Source organism: Legionella gratiana (genome assembly GCF_001467695.1).
Lineage (GTDB): Bacteria > Pseudomonadota > Gammaproteobacteria > Legionellales > Legionellaceae > Legionella > Legionella gratiana.
Map to the genome: position 1 here is coordinate 1 of NZ_LNYE01000007.1, position 21,186 is coordinate 21,186.

Genomic DNA, 21,186 nt, shown 5'->3' on the forward strand with positions numbered 1-21,186 from the left:
AAATAAAACAGGATCCAATTATTTTTTTTGCAGAAGGAGACGGTATTGAGAGCATCGTCACCCTCTGCGTAAGCAGGGGGTCTCATACGCGTATGACTGCAAGGTGAAGTTTAGAGCAAAGCTTTGTTACTTTTAGACCTTCCGCTTTTGCGGAAGGTGACGGTATTGAGAAGTCCCTCCCCCGCTGCGCAAGCAGCTGTCTCTTGATGAGATAGGATCAAGAGACAGGACGTTTGAGAGAGCATCATCTTTTGCAACAACAGCAAATCTATTACAAGATAAGGTTTCTAGCAAGATTTGTTGCTTTTTTGCGCGGGAATATCCCTCCATAGAAACAATATGCATCTTATAAACCCGATAAATTGTTCAAAAAAACAATTTGACTCGAGCTCATTACGCAAATAATGAGACATTACTTTAAACAATAACATCAATCTGCTTGGGTGGTCGGCCATTGTATGAGGCAACCCGAGCCCCCCATTCCAAGAGGTTTTTATTACAATCATCTTTATCCAAAATAACTTCAATGAAACATAAGGTATTTGATTGCTTTGCTTCGTCGAGTGCATCAAGAAGGGCTTGATGAGTAGAGGCTTTAAATGTTCGAGCATTTTCTTGATCACCATTAAAAACCTTCACCAAATCCGCATAATTCCAATTATTAATCACATTATAAGGACCATCATGAATTTGTACTTCAATAGTATAAGAAGCATTATTCATTAAAAAGATGATTGGTTTAAAACCATAACGAATTATCGTAGAAAGTTCTTGAGCACTCATTTGAAATGAACCGTCTCCAATCAACGCAATAACGCGCTTTTTAAGATGAAGAGCCGCTTGCATTCCTAGAAGTGCTCCCACAGACCAACCAATGGAGCCGTATTGCATTTGAATTTCAAACGGACAATTTTCAGGTAAATTAAGACGCATGCCATTAAACCATGAGTCACCCGTTTCTGCGAGGATACCATAATCACTGCTTAAAAGTTTTTGAATTTGGCCAAACAAAAATCGGGTTGTTAGTGGTGAATTTAGATCACTCGGTTCATGATATAAAGGCGCTGAGCCCTCGATTCGTTTGTATGCTTTGAGCGAAGCATCATTAAATTTCAACTTATCTTGCAAACCTCGTAAAAACTCATTCATGTACACATCGGTATATACTTTTCCGGCGACAGAAACACTGCCATCGGCAATGACAATCAATTTCTTAGGCTGTATATTACATACATGCCCTACTGTTGTGTAATCATTAAAATTAGGTCCTACAAAGAAATACAAATCACTCGACTCTACAATTTCACCACAGCCTGGGGAACTAACAGGTCCCCAATAAATACCAATGTAATTAGGATGTTGCTCCGAGACAAACCCCTTAGCATCAGGCATTGCAGCTAGGGCATAGCCGCAGGATTGGCTTAATGCCTCAATCATTGCCGTAGCTTCGCAAGGACGTGATTTACTTCCTGCAATCAATACTGGCTTAACCGCAGCGTTAAGTTTTTCTGAGGCATCCTCAATCGCAGCAGCAAGAGATGATGTATCACTCAACCGTTTGACATTAAGAGCACGTTGGGTTGGCGGAGAAACACTAAGCCCTGCAATATTACAAGCAATTTCAATATATACTGGTTTTTTCTTTTCAAGTGCGATTGCTATAGCAGTATCTATTTGCATAGGCGCGTCACTGGGTCTATGGATAAATACTGTATGCGCGGTTATTTTTGCAAATATCTCTCGGACATAGCTGTAATTTTCAGTCGCAAGCGTATGATGTAAAATCTCAGCGTCCTGAACGGAGTTAGTATTAGGTCCACCTGAAATAACAATGATTGGCAAATTCTCCGCGTAAGCCCCTGCCACAGCATTTACGGCGCTTAACCCTCCGACACTAAAGGTAACCACTAAAGCAGAGACGCCTTTTATACGCGCATAACCATCTGCTGCATAACCTGCATTGAGCTCATTACAGCAATTGATCATTTTCAGTGAACTGTTCTTTAATAGTTCATCCAATAAACCTAAATTATAATCACCAGGAATAGCAAAATAATCATCTACGCCTAATTCTTGAAGACGTTGAGCAAGATAAGTACCAACAGTAGTCATGAGAAATCCTTTTTAGAAAGATTGAAAATTTATTATGGCAGTGGGTAATGCTTTCTTCAAGAAGTTCTTCTGACTCCAAGTCATTGCACCAAAGAAAAATAAACAAAGAAAAGATGCAATTAAAATGGAGGCGCAACAGATTTTTTCCCCTAATTAATAAGGGGTCGATACCATGGAGCATCTAATAAAGCATAAAAATATTGGGTTGTTGACCCCTAGAACCAGGGTGATAAAGTACACAAATAGATTCTCCCAACAAACATTAAAATTTGACCTTTTAGTTTATTTTTTGATATATTGAACCCTTTTTACAGAGAGCAGGGATCCTTTCTATGTTTCAATTTTTTTCTGGAGCCATTAAAGCAGGCCTTAATACAGCACAATCACTCCTCTTAGGCCCTTCCAAAACACGAGATGAGATGTATGCTGCTCAAAAAAGTCGTTATCATGCAGTCGCTGACTTCATTACAAATCTTCACTATAAACCCCATCAAAATTTAGCAAGAAAACAGTATTGGTGTAGTCAAACCTACTTTTTGGGGCAATTAATAAAAAACAATTCAGAAAAAATTCAAGAAATAACTCAACTTCCTGTTTCCGTTGCATCTGAGTCAGCTCTACTTGAAACAATCAATCACTTGATCTCCGCCCTAGATGCTCCCAACAATGTGAACAAATTTTTGAAGCTTCTGGAATATGACCTTAAAACCGTCGAAACAACCCCACTTCAACCAAGCATTCAACGAAACACATCCAATTTGCCTTTGCAATCTGGAATACAATTAGTTCATGGAGATGTCATTCAGTTAATCAAACAATTGAATGATCAAGGGGTCATTGTGATCACTGATAATGCTCCAAATTCGCATCGAGATGGAGCTGCAAAATATTCGAGTGGTTCTGTAGAGGAATTATTTTCTCGATATACCGATTCTGCTTTAAAAATGGCATTGCACTTTTGCGATGTCCATCAGCGTAATATCGAAAGCAATCAATATGCTTTTTCTGAGCAGCCCTATCCCATTGATGTTGTGGAATACCAAAAGCGGTATTTAAAAATGGTACTCACTATTTGTGCCAAATTGGTTGAAAAAAAAGAAACCTATCTTGAGTCAGAAGCGTTCTTCAATGATTTATTTAAATCATATCCCAATCCGCAAAATGGATTACCCATCTACTTTGATATGCAAAATAATGTCTATGAAGTACCCGTTGGTGGGGGCTCTATTTCGTCACATTGGTTTGCCGATACCAGCGAAATAACCACTGTAGAAAAAACAGTAGAACAGCTGCAAAAAAATGAAAAAACGCCAATGACCATTGTAAGCTATGCAGCTCCTGATTTACGGAAAGTGGAAACATCTCCTTTAGATACTCGCTCAACATCCAATAAAATCTTACAACATCCTGAAGCAGAAGGCACCCTGGGGCTCTTATTGACTACAGGTATCGCTGCTCAATGCCAAGCAGCAATTAATAGAGCAACGTACTTTAAGGAGCATGGAATCAACCAAGCTGTAGCTGCCGTTTTTGTTATGCCAGGTTGTGGTGCTTTTAATAATCCAGAAAAGCAAAGCGCAGCTCAATTTATCAGTGCTATCAAATATTATTATCCGGAATTAGAAAAACTGGGGATCCACTGCTACATTGCCGAATACAATCAAAAACTTTATAAAGTACTTGCAGAGGCAAATGATTCTTTTAATTCCGAATTAGGTCAACTTAATGAAACCATTATCAGAATGACTGATCCTGAGCTTCGTGCCAAAGCCATTACCGTTAAAGAAAAAATTCTTGAGCTTTATGCAAAAGGGGAACAATCCGAACTGTTGATCAAACATATCACCCAAACCACTCAATTATTAACGATGCCCCCAAGCCCCAAGCGTCACGCGCTTACTCTTGAATACCAAAAAAATGCCAATCTGCTTTCCAAAAATAATAATTCTGTTTTGCAATCTTTGGGTTTTGCAATGATGGTTTTGGGCTTAGCAGTTATGGTAGTAGGAGTTTCTTTTGCATTAACCGGAGTAGGTCTATTAACATCTGGAGCTATAACCGCTGGAGGTTTTGGGTTATTGGCAACTGGAATAGGTTTATTCTCTAACGAAAAAAAGAAAAATATTGCTACTCTATCTGAGAATTTAAGACTTTCTTGTATATAGTACATAATACGATCCACCTTTGCATTTTATATCGAGTTAGGCATGAACAGAAAACGCATTATCATTGGCATCACTGGTGCTTCTGGAATCATTTATGGGATACGATTGCTTGAGTTGTTGGCCAACACAGACTATGAAACTCATCTCATTGTTTCAAAAGCCGCGCAACAAACTCGTGCTTGTGAATCGAATCTTTCTGCAGCCGATCTTGCTCAACTTGCTGACAAACATTATCCAATTCATGATATCTCTGCGTGTATTTCCAGTGGATCGTACCTCACTGCAGGAATGATTATCGCACCTTGTTCCATGCGAACACTGGCAGAGATTGCTTGTGGCACGACATCCAACTTATTAACTCGTGCTGCAGATGTTATTTTAAAAGATCGAAGACGACTCGTATTGATGGTTCGCGAAACACCACTTCACCTTGGTCATATTGAAAATATGAAACGGGCAACAGAAATTGGTGCCATCATTGCACCACCTGTACCGGCATTTTACAATCATCCACAAACAATCGATGATATTGTCACTCATAGCATAGGGCGTGTTCTCGATTTATTTGATATTGAAATCGATAGCCTTAAACGCTGGTCTGGCACATAAGAAGAAATGATGGAATTACCCTTTCATATAAACCTCATGAATAAAGCACCTCTTATTAACGTGAGTTCGACATAAAAAGGCATTTCTCATTTCTATGCCTTTTATGTCGTTAACCTCTACTCAAAGGATTTCTAATTATAGAAAATAAGTCTTGGTTTTTATGTTCATGGAGCCGTGTAGTCAGTAAACATTTTTGTTGCCAAGGCTGTGTCAATAATTGCTGTCGATGCCAATGATGAATTCGCGGGTCAGATTCGCTCCTAAGCTCTTCTAAAAGTTGATCTAAAATTTGTCTTACTTTCTGCCAAAGGAAGGGCTTTGAAAGACGATAATCTATCACTAAACAATGAATCCCATAAGCTAAATTACTGAGCAAATTACTATCAATGAATTTATTGGTCAGCTCGGTAAGCTCAGGACGAATGATTGTTGAATCAGGATGAAGAGTTGGTTTACTAACCTTATCATAAAGTGAATGGCTGCAAATTTTTGTACCCCTTAAATCACGGATCACCAGCCCTGAAGGACGATTGGCTTGAAAAATCACCAAGGTATTTTGCTGATGAGCTTCTAAGACAATTCCATAACATAATGATAAATGCAGTTGACTTGCCAAAACACAGCGACAATAATCCATAAAATAATCTACGGGATTGCCATGACTAAGTGCTATAAGTTCACTCAATAACGATTTTTTGCTTAATGGTGAACGTTTAAAGAGTGCCGCCAGAGGAATAAGCTTTTGATTTAATCTTATCCATTGCAAAGGATTTTCACGGACAATAAGCGCCAAATGCTTCTTGTCATCGTCCTGAATTGAAGGATGGGAGGTATTAATACCCGCTAAATCACGTGCTAAAAATAATTGTCCTTTATAGTATTGATTTTGTGCAAGTAATTCATTGATCCATTGTGATAGTATGGAGGAATTACTTACTGAAGCAGGAGAAACAGTACATAAAGATGAAGTAGTATGCACACCAACTGCTAATTTAAGATGAGGGCCATGTTTTGTTAGCGGCATCATGGTACGAAATGACATAGAGGGTTTTGTGGGCTGATATACAGAATTAACCACAAACTGATGTGTATCAAGCAACGGTTTAGCAAGCATTTTTAATTTATTAGTCCATTGCCAAGGATGTATCGGAAATGGATAATAATCTTCTGGATTTAATTGTTTTAATCGAAGTGCATCACTCCATAAGCCATACTCTTTGGGAAAATGACTACTAAATATCCAATGAAAAGCAGTCTTTGTCGCAGAAGTAAATGCACGTGAACGGTGAACTGCTGCCCAACAAATATTCACTTCAGAATTAAATTCGGGAGAGTATTGCATAACCTCCTTCCGATTAAAACCTATTTTGGCACGAAAATTAGGATGAGAGGGATGTCCTAGGCAACCCCATTGCTCTAAAAAATGAAGTATCTGCTGTTGATTGAATTGCTCGATTAACCAAGACCATAAATTTGAATGTCTTTTCGCATGCTGCTTGATCATTGTGTCCCATTGATATTGGTAAGCAAGAGCTAGAGCTTGATTCGCAATACTTTCATTTAATTCTTCATGTAATGAATGCCAATATTTCGCATAATTTTTTGGATTTTTAGAATGAATCTGTAGAAAATCAAGATAAGTAGTTATAGATTGAGTTGTTATTTTTTTATCAATTAACCCTTCTAAAAGAGCCACTCGTTGTAACCGATTAAAACACTGTTGATAAGCGATGAGAAGGAAACGTCCCATTTGCTTGGACGACAAAGAAAAACCTATCTCCAATAATAATGAATGTAATTGGTAGTTTAACTCATTAAAGTTGGGATTAGCTAAAATCATAGATACACCATCCTTCCGTTTGTTTTCAGTTTATGTATTATTCATCATGATGACTGACTCATTGCATCATTCAGAACAATACAAATGAGAATCATTATCATTTAATATAATCGATAATGATTCTCATTTGCAATAAAAGGAGCGCTATTTTTATGAATGATTGATACGAACCGGGATGTGAATAGGCGTTCAACGGATACAGAGACCGAATTGAAATTTCATCGATTTATCGAGCATGCGGCATAAACACGATGCTTTACGCCACATTAAGGCGAAGGGATGGCCTCAGAGTTTCATGAAGCGTTCTTTTCAAAACGTTTCATTTTTGACCAATCTGGATAAGTAAGTTCCCAAACACGATAGAGTTTATTCTTTTTATATTCAGCAACTAAAATTACTTCGATTTCTCGTTCTGATTCATTAGGTTTTTTAGTTGAAATAAACAATCGTCCAGCAACTTTATTCCCTTGTTCTACGAACGTTTCCTCATCATATCGAATTTTGTATTGAATGGGTGTTTTATAGATTGCTTGATGTAACTGCAAAAACTCCTGATACTTCATCGTATTTCCATTGGAATATAATTCGAAGTCTTTGTCGTAATAGAAAGGAATTACCTTGGCATTTTTTTCTACAGTCACCTTAGCAAACATTTCTTTTAATAAAGGAATGTAATGCGATGATTGCTCCGCAAAAGTAATCTGGGGTAACAATTGAAATACAAAAAGACAAAGACCACTCAAAAATCGAACCAAAATGTTTTTTTTCATGTTCCAACTCCTATTATTCCTTGGGCTTTCGATTATCCTAGAAAAATGACCTAATCGCAAAATGAGCCATTTCTTGGGCTAAGATACGATGCATCATAGTAGTTATCTTATATAGCTAGAACCAGTTTCTTAACGGTAGATTAACAAACGCTTAACAATTCCTTAACAATTACTTAACAATTCCTTAACATTTGTCTGTCATAATGCCCGCGATTTCAAACTCAAAGTAACCATATAGGAGAATTCATCACTTATAGAACATGTACTCCGTATTCATAGGGCGATCACAAATCACCCGGATAATCGATTCATAAAATTAGTATTCCATTCGTTAATAATATAATTATTGAGGAGTCACGAGTCATGGCATTATCAGAAATCATTATCAATGATATAGTTCAATCTCAAACCAAAAAAGTCATTAGCGAATCAAATTACCACCTTCTTCGACAATACCTTCTAGAAAGAAAACCCTTATTAAGAGTACTTAATCCAATTAGTACCTTACTTTTCGAGCACTGTAATTCTGACAAACAAGCAATGATCAATTACTTAACTCAGCTAGCCTGTGAGTCCCAAAAAAATTATGATTCTCAAGAAGCCCTAAGCGATGAACAAGAGCGAGAAAATGAGAGCTCTCTGAGAAACGATTACGAGAGGGAATTATATGATTTAGAAAGTAGACTTCAGCAACTTGAAACAAAATGTGCACAACAAGAACAAAGCTATAACCAAATAAACAGACACTATAATGAGATTAAAATAAGCATTTCTCAGATTAACAGCAACTTAGATAGAATCCGTAATGAACGTCAAATACGATTCCCCGAAAGTAACATCCATACCCACACTACAACGATGACACACTCTCCTCGTATTTATCCTGAACTTTATCAACAAGATCAACACACATGGAATAGACTGTTACAGGAAGAAAATAGACTTGTGGAAGAGCGCCAAAGACTTACATATCTCCTTAATTCTAAAGAAACCGAACGAACCAAAGAAGAACAAAATTTAACTCTGTATCTTCAAGAGAAAAAGGAAGCAGAAAGACGTTATCAAGAAATAAAACATCAAATGGAGATTGTCTTCCCTGAAAACGAACATCAGCGTCAAATCAGAAATGAAGAGCGCTTTGCTAGAAACAGGGCACGAAATACCTATGATCACCATCTTCAGCAATTATCGTCTAAAAACCTTGAAGCACTGAAACAACAAATCGAAATCCAATCCCGAGAATTAGAAAATCAACGTACTCAATTAATGAGTGAAGCAACAGAAATGAGTTATAAGACTTATTTAACTCAACTGGAATTAGCACTCCAACACACTGAAAACAGCCCGCAAATAATGTTCAATGAAAAAACCGCTTTAAAGATGATTGTTGCTATGATGAAAAATCTCGTAGAAATGGCGGAAAAAGAAAAAGTATTGATGAACTCACTCAATGGGGAGCAAAATAATCTGCGCTCACTGCAAAAAAGTTTGCTAGAGTGTACCCGAAAATTACAAAATCATCTGACCTCTAAACCTCATCTGGTAAAACAGAACAAAGAACTTACTGAAGAAAATGTACGTTTACAGTTAAAAAGTGATTCCGCAGCAAGTTACAAAAAAAGTGCACTCTATGTCTCTCTTTTTGGCATTACCAGCAGTCTATTAAGTACAGGCATCATGGGTACGCTCATTATTAGTCCTGTATTTTTTACTATTCCAGGAGCTCTAGCGATGCTTTCGCTGGTTGCGTTAGTAGTTGCTCTAGGATTTCAGTATCAAAAATACGTAAGTAAAATTCAAATGGAGCACAACAGCCAAGTCATTGAGAAAAATGAGGTCATGCTCATGAGGGATTGGAAAAAAGCCAATGAATTATGTGTAACCACAATGTCTGAATTAAACACTAAAATAGAACAATCAGAAAAAGAAATAGTAGAGTTGGATCAAAAATTGAAAGAGCAGCAACATGTAATGAATCTTGTGTTAAATAAAGCACAGGGGGTCTCAACCGCTTACAATGGAAACAGTAACTTCTTTGGTAACACAAATACAGGAAATGTAGTTTATTTACCTTCTGCTCCTCTTCAAGATGAACCATTATATCCCTCAATTGAAGGAGAAACAGTAAATTACCATTACTAATTAAGGTGAGTTCGACATAAAAGGATAGAAATGCCCTTTATGTCGAACTGTTTTTTTTAGAACTCTCGTTATTTAATATAATCGTTGATCCAATCTTTAATTCGCTGCAAACGATCCATTTCGAAATCATACCTATCTAGTGAATGACATTGTTGAGGATAGATAACTAATTCGGTAGGTATATTTTGTGATTTTAAAGCCTGATATAACTGCTCAGATCCTATACAAGGCACATTAAAATCCATCCTAGCACACATGAATAAAGTGGGGGTTTTTATCCGATCTGCCTTCATAAAGGGATAACTGAGTTTCATATAAGTTTGAGGATTTGACCAAGGCTTTCCTAACTCTAATTCGTATTGAAGGGTATATTGATCCACACCATAGTTTCCCCAAATATTACCAGTACCAGCACCACTAATCGCTGCCTTAAAACGAGTTGTACTCGCAATAACATAATCAGTAAGCATGCCACCATAACTCCAGCCCGCTACTACTAATTTATTAGGATCAATGATGCCTTGGTTGATTCCATAATCCACTGCAGCCAAAACGTCTTTGACATCCAAATTTCCCCAATCTGCATAAATGGCTTTAGCAAAATTGAATCCTCTTCCAGAGCTTCCTCGTGGATTTGGAGCTATAATTACATATCCCTGAGCCGCCAACCATTGCCATTCAAAATTAAATTCATGACTGAATTGATCAACGGGTCCACCATGTAAATTTAAAATGCCAAGATAGCGATTTCCAGGCTTATAATTTGCAGGCTTTATCAATAAACCTTCTATGCGAGTACCGTCAAAACTATCAAATTCAATGTCCTCAACAGGTGAAAAACGTACTTCCTTTAAAAGCTTTTGGTTATGGTGTGTTAAGGGCCTTAAGCCATTTTTTTCAAGTGCAAATAATTCACTTGGATGTTGATCATCAGATGAAACTAGAACTATCCGTTGATGGGCTACTGAAAAATACTCATCCACTCGAGCACCTTGGGTTAACATTCTTACCGTACCTGTATTTACATCAATTGCGCTAAGATGAATATTCCTACTTGTTTCAACTAATGCATAAATTGTTTTACCGTCCTCGGACCATTGTGGGCCTGAAAGCCAACGATCTAAGGGTCCCACAACTCGCTCTTGACCATTAGTAACATCAACGACGGCTAATTGAGTCGGCGCATAGTCATAATACATTGCTTGAGAACTACTACTGCGAATGTATGCAATTTGCGAATTATCTAAACTCCAGGAAGGGCTAGACTCCCACTCCAAGTCCAGATCTGTACCAGGAAAATGAGTGAGTTGCATGGCTTTACTTCCAGGGGTTGGATTTATTAGATAGATATCTGAATTGAAATTTTTATCGAGCTCTTTTCCTCTTTTAGTAACAAACGCAATATACTTGCCGTTAGGAGCCCAGGCTGGGGCCCATTCATCATAAGGCCCCGAGGTTAACCGTTCTGCTTTTTTCGTTTGAATCGATATGCGATAAAGGTGGCTTCTATCTGAGCCCAAATAACCTTCCTCATCTTTTTTAAATACATATCGGGTAATAACCATAGGCTCATTTTCGGATTGATTTTCATCTTTTGTTTTATTTGCAATAAACACAATATTTTTAGAATCAGGAGCCCAAATAAAGTCACTGATTTCATATTGGGTATTGGTTAACCGAATAACTTTTCCACTTTGTTTGGAAAATAATTTCAGGATTGGGATTTTTGAATCACCACTTTCTGATAAAAAGGCAATCCATTGACCATCAGGACTCCATTTAGGAGCGTAATTGCTGCTTTTCTTACTGTGTGTGAGCTGTTTCGATACAATGCCGTCATAGGACACTAACCAAATGTTGTTAATCCCCTCACTCTTATTCCTGCCCTCTTCTACACTATAAACTACCCATTCTCCGTTTTTCGATAGGTCTGGCTCACGAACTGTTTTAATGCGCATAATATCACTTAAAATAGGCAGTCTTTGAGCAAAAACGTCACCTTCATAAAAAACCAAGGAAATTAATAATAGAATAACCTGAGTATAGAAATTGTATTTCTTCATATCGATTAGGTTATTTTAATTGTTGAAGGCAGTTAATGGTTATTGTAGCTGCCTTCTTGGAAAATACAAATCAAGGCTGTTAGTTCACTATCCTATTAATAGACCTACCCACTATAAGAAATTTCTTACATAAATTTGAGAAATAGAGTGATGACAATTTAGCTCAATTTGTTACGATTACTTTAACGAGGAATGACAGTGGATGTCTTAAAAGGAATTAATAGCATCATGGATGATGCTCTGCCACATGGATGTGGTTACTCTCCTCGTAGATGGATTTGTTTTTCCAAAGCCCTAACCCTATGAATTAATTTATTGATATTTAATTAAAAATTAAATAAGCTTAATGTCCTGATCTTTTATAACAGTCGCCATCGCTATGTTCACTTTAAGAAAAATAACTTTTTTTCTTTTATGCTTCATTTTAAATTCTTTTTCTTATGGCCAATCCCTAGAAAATGAGAAGCAAATCCTAGTTAGTTATGTTCCTATGGGAACATTCTCCAAAGAAGTAGCACAGAAGGCATTAAACAAAACTCCGCCACTTGATGCACTTACAGCAAATTATGAGGTGTCGCTTTATAAAATCAACTATAAAACTCCGGCACCAGATGGTCACATAACCATTGCCTCTGGCTTAGTTGCTGTACCTTCAACGACAGATAAGGCCGGAATTGTCAGCTATCAACATGGAACTCGTTTTAATCGCGAAGAGGTTCCCTCTAGAATGAACGAAGGAGATTATATCTATCCCGCTTTGTTTGCCAGTCATGGGGGTTATCTGACCGTCATGCCTGATTATCTTGGCTTAGGAGATAATGAATTAGAATTACACCCTTATGTGCACTATGAAACACTAGCAAGTAGTAGTGTGGATATGCTTTGGGCGGCGAAAGAGTTTGCAAAAAAAATAAACTTTCAACTCAATGATCAGCTTTATATTACCGGATATTCAGAAGGAGGATTTTCTTCTTTAGTCATGTTTGAACTACTCACCACACAATACTCAAAACATCCAATTACTGCTGTTGCATTAGGTTCCGCTCCTTACGACTGGGAAGAAACCATGAAATTTATTATGCTCAATCCCGGACCAAGAGCAACAGCATATTTAGCTTATTTTTTCTATTCGCTACAAACTTACAAAAATTATTGGACTGATTTAAATCAAATATTTGTTAGTCCTTATAATGCCATCATTCCTGAATTATTTGATGGACTCCATTCCAATAATGAAATACTTAATGCCCTACCTCAAAATCCAGCATTAATTTTTCAATCAGAATTTTTTTATGCCATCTTAAATCATACCGAAAGCAATTCTGAAAAGCTTAAGCACTATTTCAATCATTATGATTTTATTCCAACAGCACCTTTATTACTTATTGGCACAAAAGGAGATAAAGATGTGCCTTATTATGGAGCCGAAATAGCTTATAACCAATTTGTACAAAATAATAGCGAAGTCTTTATTAAATCGGTCAGTGACCATTTCGATCATAAAGAAGCAGCACCTTATGTCTTATCAGAAATAATCCATTTTTTTAAACAATACCCGAATCAAGAGACAGTATAAAACTGGATAAATAAAAAATACGGTTACAACTTAAAATGCACTATAAAATTGCTGCTCGTATTTAGAATACAGAAAAGAACTCTTTAACTTAATTGAACTTCACATTATTATTTCAACAATAATCTACTCTACAATAATAGGGTCACAACTAATATGAGCTCATTTCACTTAAATCGATTTTAAATAAAATCAGTTCGATATAAAAATCACTTTCATTTTTTATATCAAACTCACATTAATTCTAGGAATTTTAAATGAAAAAAATATTCTTCTCTTTAATTCTACTCATCCCCTTAAGCTTATTAACAGGATGCTGGACGGTGCAAAAAGGACAAAAATCTGGAATTATTGTTAAAGTAGCGAAAGAAGGTAAATTTTGGGGAACCTATGAAGGAGAAATGATCTTGGGTGGTTTAGAAAATGCCACCGGCGCAAGTGGTCGTGCTTTTCACTTTACACTTGGTCAATTCAACTCCGATCTGGTAAAACAAGCCGATTTTGCCATGGAAAATAATAAACACGTCATTATTAGTTATCATTGTGACGCTTATACCCTCCCTTGGAGTGGTGAGACCAAATGTTTTGTCAGTAAAATTGATATATTATCCGAAAAATAGATATCTATAATTGGATTAAAGTACGATCGTTTATTTTACAAATAATCTTTAATCCGTTCATAAATAGACACTTGTATCCCAATCTGGAAAAATTCCTCGAATGAATGCATTGGGATACCCATAACTTGAGAAAAAGTATGGTAAATTGAATTACTGTTGACTGTAGAGGACAAAGGAACTTTAAATCCACCACGAGGATAATCAAGATCCAAATTATTTATCACTTCTACCGCTGCTTTTATCCTTAGCCAGTGTTGTATGCAATCTTCATTTTTGTATACAGTGTAACAAGCATGTATAGGGAGTGCAAAAGACCCTAATTGCAGTCCATGTTGAGTGGCAAAATTGACATCATAAGTAATGCAATGGGCTTTTAAACTATGATCCCGACTATATCCAATAGGTACTATCCTCCCGGTCTTTCTCGAAGTAGCAAGTCCATGTAATTGTGCAACTACTGCATTACTTTTAACGTCTCTTAAAATCCAATAATTATGTACAAAACGATTAAAAAGCAAAACAGGTAACTGAAACATAGCAGCTTGGATACAATATTCTGGCATATAAGCTTCCTATCAACCTGATTAACTCATATTTTTTAAGTTTTATCATTTTTAGTATAGATTGAAATTGCTGTAACATTTATTTTACGGTGCAGGAAACGGAACCATTATCCAATTGCAGTTGATTGCCGCCAAAGTCCGTCATAAATTGCCCAATATAAGTTTGGTCATGTTGGTTGGCTTGCGCTGAAATAAAAATTCGCGGACGATCACTCTGGTCTTGGTCCATAGCAACTAAGAGTAAATTACCCGCTCTCATACTAAATCGTGTCACATTCACTGGATAGGCAAAATCAATTTTAGGAAAATCATCCATTTTGCTGGGTACGGTAAAAGATAGAGTATCGCCGATTCCTTTCATATGACATACAACAGATTTTTGCGATGCTTGTGCTGCTGCACAGCCAGTTAGAACCAGTATCAATGAACAAATAGAGCATTTCATAAAACAGTTCCTTATTCTATTTTTGTTAAAGAATAACTGAGTCTGAAAAAATCCACCACTAAATTTAAATCCTATCAAGAGCATAGAGACACAGTTTTAGTTATACTATTCAAATAAGGATTATTTATGAGGGATGAAAAAATGATTAAAGGTGCTGAGCTCCTAATTGCGGCCTTAGAAAATGAAGGTGTAGAACATATTTTTGGGATTCCTGGTGAGGAAAATCTTGACGTTGTCGAAGCACTTCGCAACTCCTCCATCAAACTGGTGTTAACACGACACGAACAAGCAGCAGCATTTATGGCAGCAACTTATGGGAGATTAACGGGGAAACCAGGCGTTTGTATCACCACACTTGGCCCTGGCGCACTTAATCTTACAACTGGCGCCGCCTATGCTCTGCTTGGTGGAATGCCAATGATTATGATTACAGGACAAAAAGGAGTTTTATCATCACATCAGGCGCGATTTCAGATGGTGAATACTGTAGCTACAATGCAACCACTCACCAAAATGTCGCGTCAAATTATTTCACCTTCCATGATTCCTACCCTAGTGCGAGAAGCGTTTCACCTCGCGCAAGAAGAAACCCCGGGGCCAGTCCATTTAGAACTCCCTGAAGATATTGCCGCTGAGAAAAGTAAAAAGATCGACCTTATTCCTCCCCATCCTATTGAGTATCCGATTGCAAGCGATCAAGCGCTGAATCGTGCTGCGGAAATGATTATTCTGGCTAAGCGTCCTTTAGTCATGCTTGGTGCCGTAGCCTCTAGACCAAGAGCAACCAATGCTCTTGCTGAATTTATTTTGCGCACCAAGATTCCGTATTTTACTACGCAAATGGGTAAAGGGACTGTTTCTGGAGCAACAGAATTTTACATGGGCACCACAGCACTATCAGCACGCGATTATGTTCATGAAGCAATAGAAAAAGCAGATCTCATTATCACGATTGGCCACAGTACTGTAGAAAAACCGCCTTTTATCATGGAAAAGTCACACCTTAAAGTAATCCATGTAGGATACCAATCGGCTACTGTGGAGCAAGTTTATTTTCCACAAGCAGAGGTTATTGGTGACATGGGCCCTTCATTAAAATTGCTCGCAGATAAAATAGAAGGCAAAATCCCTCATGCAAATGCACTTCTCCCTTTACGGGAAGGTATTTTGAGTAAAATTGCTGCTCGCTCTACCGAAGATCGATTTACCCCCCAACGACTGGTGCATGATGTCCGGCAAGTCATGCCTCATGATGGAATTCTCGCACTGGACAATGGCATGTATAAAATCTGGTTTGCACGAAACTATCGAACTCAAATGGCCAACACACTTTTACTCGATAACGCGCTTGCTACAATGGGAGCAGGTCTTCCTTCTGCAATTATGGCCTCCCTATTATATCCTAATCGTCGCGTAATGGCGGTGTGTGGTGATGGTGGTTTTATGATGAATAGCCAAGAATTAGAAACTGCAGTGCGACTTAAATTAAATCTGGTGGTGCTCATTATAGAAGATAATGCTTTTGGAATGATACGTTGGAAACAAGCTATTGATCACTTTCCAGACTTTGGTATGACTTTCAGTAACCCTGACTTAATCAAATACGCTGAAGCTTATGGAGCACGTGGTACTCGAGTTGAATCCATTGATAGTTTTCAGTCCATTCTCGAAAATGCATTCACTACTGGTGGAGTCCATCTTATTGTTTTTCCAATTGATTATTCAGAAAATAAACGTGTTCTTGTGGATGAGCTACAACAACGATTACCGCCGGTGAACAGAGGATAATGATGAATAAAACACTGCGAATAGTACATGCTTTTGACCGCTCATTAATTACCGAAATTCCTACTGATGATGCTCAAGCACTTGAAGCGAAACTTACTGCTGCGATGGGTGCGCTGAAAAATCGAGATGGCTGGCTTAAACCTCATGAACGTATCGCAATACTAAGAAATACGGCTCAATTACTCATAGATCAACAAGAACGATTCGCCAAACTTATCGCTCAAGAAGGTGGAAAACCATTTACTGATGCAGCAATTGAAGTGTCTCGTGCTATTGATGGAATACATAATGCTGCGGACGAATTACGTCACTTTGCCGGTAAAGAAATTCCTATGGGACTTACTCCTGCAAGTGATCATCGCTGGGCATTCACGATTAAAGAACCCATAGGCGTTATAGCTGCAATTTCGGCTTTTAATCATCCATTAAATCTCATTGTTCATCAGGTAGTTCCAGCAATTGCAGTAGGATGTCCTGTGATTATTAAACCTGCCGTGCCAACCCCCTTATCCTGTTTGGAGTTTGTGACGCTATTACGACAAGCTGGCCTTGCAGAACAGTGGTGTCAAACGTTTATTACCGACGACAATAGCTTGTCAGAGCAATTAGCAACAGACCAACGTATCGCATTCTTAAGTTTTATTGGCTCCGCTAAAGTAGGTTGGTACTTGCGTAGTAAACTTGCTCCGGGAACTCGCTGTGCTTTGGAGCATGGTGGGGCAGCACCAGTAATTGTTGATTGCAGTGCTCATTTGTCGAAAACGATTCAATCTCTAGTCAAAGGTGGATATTACCATGCTGGCCAAGTTTGTGTTTCAGTACAAAGAATTTTTGTTCACAAAGAAATTATCACTTCATTCATGGATGGATTTGTGAAGCAGATCAAGTTACTCCGTGTTGGCGATCCCCAATTCAAGGAAACCGAAGTTGGGCCTCTTATTCATCCGCGTGAAACAGATCGCGTCCTTTCCTGGATCGATGAAGCAGTAGCAAAAGGAGCAAAATTATTTGGTGGAAACCGTCTTTCCGAAACCACTTTAATGCCAGCAGTATTATTTAATCCACCTGCAGATACTAAAGTATCACAATTAGAAATTTTTGGCCCAGTAACGTGTGTTTATGAGTATGACCATATCGATCAAGCCATCCGTATTGCAAATTCGCTGCCCTTTGCTTTCCAAGCCAGTGTTTTTTCTGAGAACCTAGCACCAGCGCTTAGAGCAGCAGAATGTCTAAGTGCTTCTGCAGTACTCATTAATGATCATACTGCTTTCCGTACGGATTGGATGCCATTTTCAGGATTAAACCAATCAGGATATGGCATTGGAGGAATACCTTCAACAATGAAAGAGATGTCGCACGAAAAAATGATTATTTTAAAACGAAGTTGATCTTCAGGATAAGCGAATGGATAACATGAAATTCGAAAGCAATAAATTTCTTCTTGTTTTACAAGAAAATACTATGAGCTCTGTCGGAAAAAAATTTGAAAATAAATGAGATTTTATCTAATGTTTTCTTAACAATTGATCAGTATACTTGCGCTAAAAATAAAAAGTACTAGGAGATCAGGTATGTCAGCAACTAAATCATTAACTCAATTTTATGGTTCTTTCTTTTTGAAATGTGGAGAAATTGCCATATACCCCTATTTATTGACCATGGGCGCTTTCATTGATTCTAATCCACCGAAACAAGAAGATCTTATTTTAGGAATTGGTGTTTGCCTCTTTTTGTCCACAGTTGTTCCGATTTTACCAGCAGTTACTTCAATAACTTTTGCCATTGCTTCATTTGGCATATGCCTTGGACTCGCTTCAATGTTTATCGCTTATCCTACCGCTCTATTATTTGATGCATTGGATTCTACTCCTTCCACTCATCGCATGACATTTTAAGGATAATCCATTCAACAATTATGTTATGCGCTTCATTCGAAATGAACATCACTCACCGCAAAGCGGGGTGATGAGATACTTAGAAAAAGCAATTGGGTCCTACTGCTTTTTCTAGGTTTAAGGCAATGCAAAATGCCAATCCATTGCTTTAGATAAACCTTCTAACATAATTTCACCTCGTATGCTATTTCCTTTAGCATTAACTCTTGGACTTAATACCACAATGCCAGCTTTTCCAGGAACAACAGCAATCGTATACCCAGAAACACCGCTTTTAGCCGGCATCCCAGTCTTAACCATATGAGTACCAGTTTCATCATATAATCCGCAAGTTGCCATAATTGCTAACGCAACTTTACACGTTTCAGCTGAGATAATTCGCTCACCACTGTTAGAATCTATTCCTCGGTTTGCGAGTAACGTGGGCAAGAAAAGCATCTGCTCTAGCTTTGCCTCATAGGAACATAATGCAAAATACAAATCTAAGGTTTCCTGTATATCAGCTCCAAGATTATTGCGACTCTTCAATATATAGGCAAGTGCACGATTACGATCACCAGTTCGTTTTTCAGAAGCAAAAACCAAAGGATTAATACTGAGACGTTGATTAAATAATTTTTGTACCCAATGTTCTAACCATCGAAATTGTTGCTCACCTTTGCCAGGAATATGAGAACATAAAGTGATAGCACCCGCATTCAACATAGGATTTGACGGTTTAGGGCCAAATTGTTCTAAGCGTGTAATTGAGGCAAAATCATCACCTGAAGGTTCGACTTTAACCCAATCAAACAATTGTTGGTCACCAAATTCCTCAAGGAGTCCTATCAATGGAATCATCTTGGCGGTGCTTTGCAAGGTTACCGGGTGAAGAGTACTGTTACTGTGAGAAATAGGTTTCTCGCCAATGAGTTGTACGGCAATTGCTGTCAATTCATGATTCACATTAGCAAGTTCCGGAATATAATCCGCAGTTTTACCTTCTTGATTTAATTCAGCAACATGAACAAGATCTTCTAATAAACTGATTGTAAGTAATTTTAGTGCCATATAACTCTTAAAGCGAAAAATAATCCATTATGCTAAATTTAGCATAATGGAACAAAATGAATTTACAAAATGAATAAATATTTTATTTTGATACTATGCGCTTATCAATAGTCTCTAATAAAGTCATCCTAATTCTCTAAAAAACACTGAGCAAAAATAATTATTCTAAACTTTTAGTTTTTAGTGTAAAAAAGAAAAGATTTTTTTATTTTTTGAAAATTAGGACCGCTATGAAGCAATAAATTAAGGTGGGACAATGAAATTAATAATAAAAATTAGTGCGTTATTCTTAATAACCCGAGTTAACTGAATTGCGTGATTTCAATGCTCCAATTCCTACTTGGGCAGCATCAATGCCCGAAAAAAGAAAAGCTTTTTTACGTTATGGCAGTCCTAATGTATTTTTTGAATACAGTCCCCATTTTACGTTAATGGCGAAACATTTTCGTAATCCAAGCCAAGCAAAACAATTTCAAAATGAGATGTCTCAGCTCATTCAATCTTATAACTTTCCGAAAATTTTAACGCAATCATCTGTAATTGCCATGGGCTATGTTGATTCTTTTGGCCAAATTACTCAAGAAATTGAACGGATTAAGTTACCTAAATAAAGTAGTTAATCGCAATAGCTCCTGTTACGAATTTAGCTGCATGTGGACCTGTGACAGAAAACCAAACTCCGCCAATAATGCCTAAATTTGAAGTAAAGTTATATTCAAGAGCTGGAGCAAATGAAACCTGCTCATTCGAATTTCCTCCAACACCAGCCGCAGTAGTACCACCAGGAGTAAATCCAGGGTTGCCATCAAAGTGACTTTCCGGACTATGAGCATACAGAACTTCAAAAACAGGGACCCAATTTTGCGTTAATGTATATTCAAAAGCCAAATCAGCAGAATAAGCATTTTTAAGCCTTACTTTACCTTGGGTTTTAGTACCCCCTCCGAAAACATTCGGCCCATGTACAATAACATCACTGAACTTGACACCAACCAGACTCAATCGTGTACGAAAATAATGTTCATTTTTAAGCTGTACCAATTTTTGAAAATTGAATCCAAACAGTGTTTGAAAAGCACCTAGACCAGTCTGATCAGTACCCAGTTTCTTAGGATCTAAATTTTCATAACGACCCGTAGGAAAAACCTCTTGTATCACAAAACGCAAATCAGGCAGCCATGAATGCTCTTGTTGTCGCAAAACTTGCATCCCTAAAGCCAAACTATAATCACCAATACCATTCCCATGCTCTCCGTCAGCCCAACTATAATCATAAGGGATCGATGTTTGTAAATCTAAAAAACTAGCAATCCCTACACTGACAATTGGAACACCTTCAATGTTTCTATATCCACGTGGATAGCCAGTGAAAAAACCATAAGGCTCAATATTAACGTGCCCTGCAGGTATTGTTTTTCCTGCTGGTGCGAGCAAAGGTCCAGTAAACCATGGACCTGCAAATGCAATATTCACAAAAGATAATAAAAATATGAGTCTTATAAAGTACATAGTGAATAGTTCTCAATAAAAGTTAGCATTTATAGGGTC

The 21,186-nt window shown here is 37.5% G+C and carries 17 protein-coding genes; 9 read left to right on the forward strand and 8 right to left on the reverse strand.

Annotated elements, in window-relative coordinates; translation table 11 throughout:
* Positions 1-417 precede the first annotated feature (417 nt).
* On the reverse strand, positions 418-2,112 hold the full coding sequence (locus tag Lgra_RS03670) for a thiamine pyrophosphate-binding protein (protein ID WP_058497938.1): 1,695 nt from the start codon (positions 2,110-2,112) through the stop codon (positions 418-420).
* Between the two features lie 332 nt (positions 2,113-2,444).
* On the opposite strand from Lgra_RS03670, the gene Lgra_RS03675 reads away from it, so the two are divergent.
* On the forward strand, positions 2,445-4,277 hold the full coding sequence (locus Lgra_RS03675; RefSeq protein WP_058497939.1) for an MntP/YtaF family protein: 1,833 nt from the start codon (positions 2,445-2,447) through the stop codon (positions 4,275-4,277).
* A gap of 42 nt (positions 4,278-4,319) precedes the next feature.
* Positions 4,320-4,886, forward strand: a complete 567-nt coding sequence (locus Lgra_RS03680; protein WP_058497940.1) for a UbiX family flavin prenyltransferase — start codon at positions 4,320-4,322, stop codon at positions 4,884-4,886.
* 109 nt (positions 4,887-4,995) lie between these two features.
* Here the strand turns inward: Lgra_RS03680 and Lgra_RS03685 are convergent, their stop codons facing one another.
* Positions 4,996-6,726: an IucA/IucC family protein gene (locus tag Lgra_RS03685; RefSeq protein ID WP_058497941.1), complete on the reverse strand. Its 1,731-nt coding sequence runs from the start codon at positions 6,724-6,726 to the stop codon at positions 4,996-4,998.
* Positions 6,727-7,019: 293 nt separating this feature from the next.
* Positions 7,020-7,496: a hypothetical protein gene (locus tag Lgra_RS03690; RefSeq protein WP_058497942.1), complete on the reverse strand. Its 477-nt coding sequence runs from the start codon at positions 7,494-7,496 to the stop codon at positions 7,020-7,022.
* Positions 7,497-7,859: 363 nt separating this feature from the next.
* On the opposite strand from Lgra_RS03690, the gene Lgra_RS03695 reads away from it, so the two are divergent.
* Positions 7,860-9,638: a hypothetical protein gene (locus Lgra_RS03695; protein ID WP_058497943.1), complete on the forward strand. Its 1,779-nt coding sequence runs from the start codon at positions 7,860-7,862 to the stop codon at positions 9,636-9,638.
* A 68-nt stretch (positions 9,639-9,706) separates the two neighbouring features.
* Here Lgra_RS03695 and Lgra_RS03700 read toward each other — a convergent pair whose 3' ends face one another.
* Complete coding sequence (locus Lgra_RS03700; protein WP_058497944.1) at positions 9,707-11,701, reverse strand: S9 family peptidase; 1,995 nt, start codon at positions 11,699-11,701, stop codon at positions 9,707-9,709.
* A gap of 379 nt (positions 11,702-12,080) precedes the next feature.
* On the opposite strand from Lgra_RS03700, the gene Lgra_RS03705 reads away from it, so the two are divergent.
* Together Lgra_RS03705 and Lgra_RS03710 are read left to right on the forward strand one after the other, a co-directional pair.
* Positions 12,081-13,277, forward strand: coding sequence for an alpha/beta hydrolase family protein (locus Lgra_RS03705; protein ID WP_058497945.1), 1,197 nt, complete (start codon positions 12,081-12,083; stop codon positions 13,275-13,277).
* Between the two features lie 254 nt (positions 13,278-13,531).
* Positions 13,532-13,894: a hypothetical protein gene (locus Lgra_RS03710; protein ID WP_058497946.1), complete on the forward strand. Its 363-nt coding sequence runs from the start codon at positions 13,532-13,534 to the stop codon at positions 13,892-13,894.
* Positions 13,895-13,929: 35 nt separating this feature from the next.
* Here the strand turns inward: Lgra_RS03710 and Lgra_RS03715 are convergent, their stop codons facing one another.
* Positions 13,930-14,457: a hypothetical protein gene (locus tag Lgra_RS03715; RefSeq protein WP_058497947.1), complete on the reverse strand. Its 528-nt coding sequence runs from the start codon at positions 14,455-14,457 to the stop codon at positions 13,930-13,932.
* A gap of 79 nt (positions 14,458-14,536) precedes the next feature.
* On the reverse strand, positions 14,537-14,902 hold the full coding sequence (locus Lgra_RS03720; RefSeq protein WP_058497948.1) for a hypothetical protein: 366 nt from the start codon (positions 14,900-14,902) through the stop codon (positions 14,537-14,539).
* Between the two features lie 126 nt (positions 14,903-15,028).
* Here Lgra_RS03720 and Lgra_RS03725 point away from each other — a divergent pair, with 126 nt between their 5' ends.
* The 3 genes from Lgra_RS03725 (at position 15,029) to Lgra_RS03735 (ending at position 18,588) form a co-directional block, all read left to right on the forward strand.
* Complete coding sequence (locus Lgra_RS03725; protein ID WP_238584342.1) at positions 15,029-16,690, forward strand: acetolactate synthase large subunit; 1,662 nt, start codon at positions 15,029-15,031, stop codon at positions 16,688-16,690.
* A gap of 2 nt (positions 16,691-16,692) precedes the next feature.
* A complete protein-coding gene (locus tag Lgra_RS03730; protein ID WP_058497949.1) occupies positions 16,693-18,081 on the forward strand; it encodes an aldehyde dehydrogenase family protein in 1,389 nt (462 codons plus the stop codon).
* A 183-nt stretch (positions 18,082-18,264) separates the two neighbouring features.
* A complete protein-coding gene (locus Lgra_RS03735) occupies positions 18,265-18,588 on the forward strand; it encodes a hypothetical protein (protein WP_058497950.1) in 324 nt (107 codons plus the stop codon).
* Between the two features lie 117 nt (positions 18,589-18,705).
* On the opposite strand, the gene glsA is transcribed toward Lgra_RS03735, so the two are convergent.
* Complete coding sequence (gene glsA, locus Lgra_RS03740) at positions 18,706-19,638, reverse strand: glutaminase A (protein ID WP_058497951.1); 933 nt, start codon at positions 19,636-19,638, stop codon at positions 18,706-18,708.
* A 353-nt stretch (positions 19,639-19,991) separates the two neighbouring features.
* On the opposite strand from glsA, the gene Lgra_RS03745 reads away from it, so the two are divergent.
* Positions 19,992-20,249 (forward strand): hypothetical protein, encoded by a 258-nt coding sequence (locus Lgra_RS03745; RefSeq protein ID WP_174905294.1) that lies wholly within the window; start codon positions 19,992-19,994, stop codon positions 20,247-20,249.
* Here Lgra_RS03745 and Lgra_RS03750 read toward each other — a convergent pair.
* Positions 20,242-21,147, reverse strand: a complete 906-nt coding sequence (locus tag Lgra_RS03750) for a hypothetical protein (protein ID WP_058497952.1) — start codon at positions 21,145-21,147, stop codon at positions 20,242-20,244. The two genes, Lgra_RS03745 and Lgra_RS03750, sit on opposite strands and share 8 nt — an antisense overlap.
* Between the last annotated feature and the right edge of the window lie 39 nt (positions 21,148-21,186).